Origin of the sequence: Burkholderia sp. LMG 13014 (assembly GCF_905232215.1) — a bacterium.
Classification (GTDB): domain Bacteria; phylum Pseudomonadota; class Gammaproteobacteria; order Burkholderiales; family Burkholderiaceae; genus Burkholderia.
Window position 1 is genome coordinate 1 of the sequence record NZ_CAJNKE010000466.1, and the last position, 4,706, is coordinate 4,706.

Sequence of the window (4,706 nt, forward strand, 5' to 3'; positions counted from 1 at the left end):
CTTCAGTCTTTCTTCAGCGCGATGCCTCGACCAGTGCCTGTGCAAGCGCGTTGTGACGCGCGATGACGGGCGGCAGGTCGAGCGTCGCCAGACGCCCCTCCCGCACCACCACCTTCCCGTTCACCACCGTGTACGCCGTCTGCGACGGTGCGCAGAACACGAGCGCCGCGACCGGGTCGTGCAGCGCGCCCGCGAACAGCGGCTGGCGCAGGTCGAACGCGGCGAAATCCGCCGCCATGCCGGGCTTCAGCGCGCCGATATCGTCGCGGTTCAGCACCTTCGCGCCGCCGAGCGTCGCGATCTCGAGCGCTTCGCGCGCGGTCATCGCATCGGGGCCGAAACCAACCCGTTGCAGCAGCAGCGCCTGCCGCACTTCCGCGACCATCTGCGCGCCGTCGTTCGACGCGGAGCCGTCGACGCCGAGGCCGACCGGCACGCCCGCGAGACGCATCTTCTTCACCGGCGCGATACCCGACGCGAGCCGCATGTTCGAGCACGGACAGTGCGCGACGCCCGTGCCGGTGCGCGCGAACAGGCCGATACCCGCATCGTCGAGCTGCACGCAGTGCGCATGCCACACGTCGTGGCCGACCCAGCCGAGATCTTCCGCATATTCGGCGGGCGTCATTCCGAACTTCTCGCGGCTGTACGCGATGTCGTTGACGTTCTCCGCAAGGTGCGTGTGCAGCGACACGCCGTACTCGCGCGCGAGCACGGCCGCGTCGCGCATCAGGTCGCGGCTCACCGAGAACGGCGAGCACGGCGCGACGACCACGCGCAGCATCGCGTAACGGCCTTCGTCGTGATAGGTCTCGATCAGGCGCTGCGTGTCGCGCAGGATGTCGGGCTCGCGTTCGACGACGGAATCGGGCGGCAGCCCGCCGTCGCGCTGGCCGACGCTCATCGCGCCGCGGCTCGCATGAAAACGCATGCCGATCCGCTGCGCGGCGCCGATGCTGTCGTCGAGGCGGCTGCCGTTCGGGTAGATGTACAGATGATCGCTCGACGTCGTGCAGCCCGACTGCAGCAGCTCGGCCATCGCGGTGAGCGTCGACACCTCGATCATCTCGGGCGTCAGGTGCGCCCAGATCTTGTACAGGTTCGTGAGCCAGCCGAACAGCTCGGCGTTCTGCGCCGCGGGCACCGCGCGCGTGAGGCTCTGGTACATGTGGTGGTGCGTGTTCACGAGCCCCGGGATCACGAGGTGACCGCGCAGGTCGAGCACTTCGTCGGCCGTGTCGGGCAGCTCGGCGGTCGGGCCGACCGCGACGATCCGGTTGTCTTCGATGTAGAGCCCCGCGTCGCGCAGCTCGCGGCGCGTATCGTCCATGGTCACGAGCACATCGGCGTGCTTGACCAGCAGGGTTTTCGGGCGGGATGAGGAAGGGTTCGGCGCGCGTGCGCCAGCGTGCTGCTCGAGGTTCATGCGTTCTCCGCGTCGGTCTGCTTCCAGGGGCTGATCCTGGAGGCGGTCACACAGCCGTTCGAACGCTGAATCGCGGCACGCTCCGGTGCCTGCGTCCGTTCGAACGCCCTGGCCCGGTTACCCGGCGTGCTCGCCGTCTTCGGGGTACGCGCGGGCCACAGGCCGACGCGCACGGCGGGAGGATCGCCCAAGCGCGCGCCGCACACAATGCGCGATCCGGAATACCGCGCTTCACGGTTTCGATATGGTACGCCGCGCAACGCCCCGCCGGAGGCCCGAAACGCCCGCCGGAAGCCCGATCCGGCGTGCCGTCGACAGCCGCTCATGCGCGGCGCATTATCTTTGATATCGCGCCCGTATTTGCGCGGGGAACCTTTTTACAATGCCTGCACGGCGCTCGCTTCAATCTCGCCGACGGGTATGTAGCCACGTGACGTGGAGCCTCGATCCGCCGCACAGTCAATGGATCGAGTCGCCGCCGAACCTCGCATTCACACAAGGACAATTGCGAATGGGAAAGCTCACTACCCACGTACTCGATACGGCGCACGGCCGTCCCGGCGCTGCAATCAAGGTGGACCTCTACGCGCTGGACGGCGAATCGCGCCGCGCGATCAAGACCGTGCTGACCAATAGCGACGGCCGCTGCGACGAACCCCTGCTCGAAGGCGCCGCGCTCGCCGCCGGCGAATACGAACTCGTGTTCCATGCCGGCGACTACTTCGCGTCGCTCGGCGTGAAGGTGCCCGAACCCCGTTTCGTCGATCGCGTCGTGCTCCGCTTCGGCATCGCCGACACCGCCTCGCACTACCACGTGCCGCTGCTCGTGTCGCCGTGGTCGTACAGCACCTATCGCGGCAGCTGACATACGCATCGGCGCCCGCATCAATACAAAATCTGAGTCTGGAGGAGTTTCATGGAAGGCTTCATCACCGACTGGCTGAACCTCGCGCTGCGATGGCTGCACGTCATCGTCGCCATCGCGTGGATCGGCGAGTCGTTCTATTTCGTCGCACTCGACAACAGCCTGAAACCGCCGACCGACCCGAACCAGCGCAAGCGCGGTGTGTTCGGCGAACTGTGGCACGTCCACGGTGGCGGTTTCTACAACATGCAGAAGTACACGGTCGCCCCGCCGGAAATGCCGGATGACCTGCACTGGTCGAAGTGGCCGTCGTACACGACCTGGCTGTCGGGCTTCTCGCTGTTCTTCGTGCTGTACCTGCTCGCGCCGAACACGTACCTGATCGACAAGAGCGTGCTCGACATGGGCCCGGTGGTCGCCGTCGCATCCGCACTCGGCTTCCTCGCCGCCGGCTGGATCGTCTACGACTCGCTGTGCCGCATCCTCGGCACCAACGATCGCGTGCTCGGCATCTGCGTCGGCATCTACGTGGTCGCCGCCGCGTACCTCGCGTGCCACATCTTCGCGGGCCGTGCCGCGTACCTGATCGTCGGTGCGATGCTCGCGACGATCATGTCGGCAAACGTGTTCTTCGTGATCATTCCCGGCCAGCGCAAGATGGTCGACAAGATGCTCAAGGGCGAAGAGCCGAACCCGATCTACGGCAAGCGCGGCAAGCAGCGCTCGGTGCACAACACGTACTTCACGCTGCCGGTGGTGTTCGCGATGCTGTCGAACCACTATGCGATGACCTACACGAACAAGTTCAACTGGGTCGTGCTCGTGATGATCATGCTGGCCGGCGCGCTGATCCGCCAGTTCTTCGTGATGCGACACCGCGGCAAGCAGCTGTGGTACCTGCCGATCGGCGGCGTCGCACTGCTGTCGGCCGCGCTGGTCTGGACGATGCCGAAGCCGGTCGCACCGGAAGCGCAGGCCGCGAACGCACCGAAGGTCGTGATCAACGACATCATGCCGATCCTGCAGCAGCGCTGCGTCGAGTGCCACTCGGCGAAGCCGACGCTGATGGGCAGCGCGCCCGCAGGCGTGATGTTCGACACGCCGGACGAAGTGTCGAAGAACGCGCAGCGTATCTACGAACAGGCCGTGCGCCTGAAGGCGATGCCGATCGGCAACGTCACGCACATGACCGACGACGAGCGCACCAAGCTCGCCGCCTGGTTCGAGGGTGGCGCGAACAAGTAAGCCGCCGTGCGCCGGATGCAGGATGCCGGCGCAATCCTCTCCGTTCGCGGGCCCGATGACGGGCCCGTTTTTTTTGCGTGCTTCAGTTGCGCATCGCGTCGCGCTGGAGCGCGACCAGCGCATCGAGCGCACGCGGACCGTCGTCGAACGGCACGAAGATGTGATCGTGACAGGCAGCCGCCATCACGTTGCAACTGATGCCGGCCGCGCCGAGTGCGCGTGCGAACGCCGCCGTGAGGCCGACCGCCGCGAGGTCGGAATGCACGGTCAGCGTGATCCAGGCGGCGCGGAACAACACGGGCCAGCCGCGACGCGCGGCAGTCTCCTCGCCGACGACGACCGTCAGCCCTTCCGCTTCGCGGAATGTCGCGATCACTTCGGATAACGACACGTCTGCGTCGATCGGCAGCGATACGAATGCGAACGCGCCCGGATGCAGTTCGGGCTGCATCGTGCTCAGCAGGATCGCGAGGTTGCTTTCAGGTTGGCTCATCGGAGAAACGCACCCGGAAAGGGTGTCGTGCAGTGGCGATGCGGGCACGATAGCACGCGCCGCCACCACCACTACGCGCGCATCGTCGCGACTTCATCCGCGAGCCAGTCGCGCAAGGCGACGATGCGCGGATCGTCCTGCGTGCGCTCCGGATACACGACGTGATACGCAAGGCCGGGCGCCACCTCGACATTCACGTCGAACAGCTGCACGACGCGCCCTTCCGCGAGATCGCGCGCAATCATGCGCGGCTCTGCAAGACCGACCGCCGTGCCGTCCGTCACGGCCTGCACGACGTGGCTCGAATCCGGAAACGCTACGCACCGGCTGTCGTCGAATCCGTCGACGCCCGCCGCGGCCATCCACGCCGACCAGCGCGGCCAGGTCACGCCGTCGACCTCGCAATCGACGTGGCAAAGCGTGTGGCGCAGCAGATCGCGCGGCTTGCGCAACGGCGGCCCGGCCGACAACAGCGCCGGGCTGCAGACCGCGACCACCGACGTATCGAACAGGTGCTGCGCGCACGCGTCACGATAACGCCCGGTGCCGAAGCGGATCGCGACATCGACGTCGTCGTCATCGAAATCGCGCAACCGGTCGGTGATGTCGAACGACAGCTCGAACGCCGGATGCGCAGCCCTGAAACGCGGCAGGCGCGGCAGCAGCCAGTGCGTCGC

The 4,706-nt window shown here is 66.7% G+C and carries 5 protein-coding genes; 2 read left to right on the forward strand and 3 right to left on the reverse strand.

Annotated elements, in window-relative coordinates; all coding sequences use genetic code 11:
• Window positions 1–13: 13 nt before the first annotated feature.
• Window positions 14–1,426, reverse strand: a complete 1,413-nt coding sequence (locus JYJ84_RS28760; RefSeq protein WP_122945657.1) for an 8-oxoguanine deaminase — start codon at window positions 1,424–1,426, stop codon at window positions 14–16.
• A gap of 511 nt (window positions 1,427–1,937) precedes the next feature.
• Between JYJ84_RS28760 and uraH the strand changes: the two genes are divergently transcribed.
• A complete protein-coding gene (gene uraH, locus JYJ84_RS28765) occupies window positions 1,938–2,291 on the forward strand; it encodes a hydroxyisourate hydrolase (RefSeq protein WP_011657188.1) in 354 nt (117 codons plus the stop codon).
• Between the two features lie 51 nt (window positions 2,292–2,342).
• Window positions 2,343–3,536, forward strand: a complete 1,194-nt coding sequence (locus JYJ84_RS28770) for a urate hydroxylase PuuD (protein ID WP_122945658.1) — start codon at window positions 2,343–2,345, stop codon at window positions 3,534–3,536.
• An 82-nt stretch (window positions 3,537–3,618) separates the two neighbouring features.
• Here the strand turns inward: JYJ84_RS28770 and JYJ84_RS28775 are convergent, their stop codons facing one another.
• The gene (locus JYJ84_RS28775) at window positions 3,619–4,029 is read right to left on the reverse strand and encodes an ACT domain-containing protein (RefSeq protein ID WP_175223367.1); all 411 of its coding nucleotides are present in this window, start codon (window positions 4,027–4,029) and stop codon (window positions 3,619–3,621) included.
• 71 nt (window positions 4,030–4,100) lie between these two features.
• The coding region (locus tag JYJ84_RS28780) for a LysR substrate-binding domain-containing protein (RefSeq protein WP_205189782.1) at window positions 4,101–4,706 on the reverse strand (606 nt) is incomplete at its 5' end.

Coding starts and splice junctions, on each gene's coding strand:
- JYJ84_RS28775 (WP_175223367.1), bottom strand. CDS start 4,029: ATGAGCCAACCTGAAAGCAACCTCGCGATCCTGCTGAGCACGATGCAG.
- JYJ84_RS28760 (WP_122945657.1), bottom strand. CDS start 1,426: ATGAACCTCGAGCAGCACGCTGGCGCACGCGCGCCGAACCCTTCCTCA.
- uraH (WP_011657188.1), top strand. CDS start 1,938: ATGGGAAAGCTCACTACCCACGTACTCGATACGGCGCACGGCCGTCCC.
- JYJ84_RS28770 (WP_122945658.1), top strand. CDS start 2,343: ATGGAAGGCTTCATCACCGACTGGCTGAACCTCGCGCTGCGATGGCTG.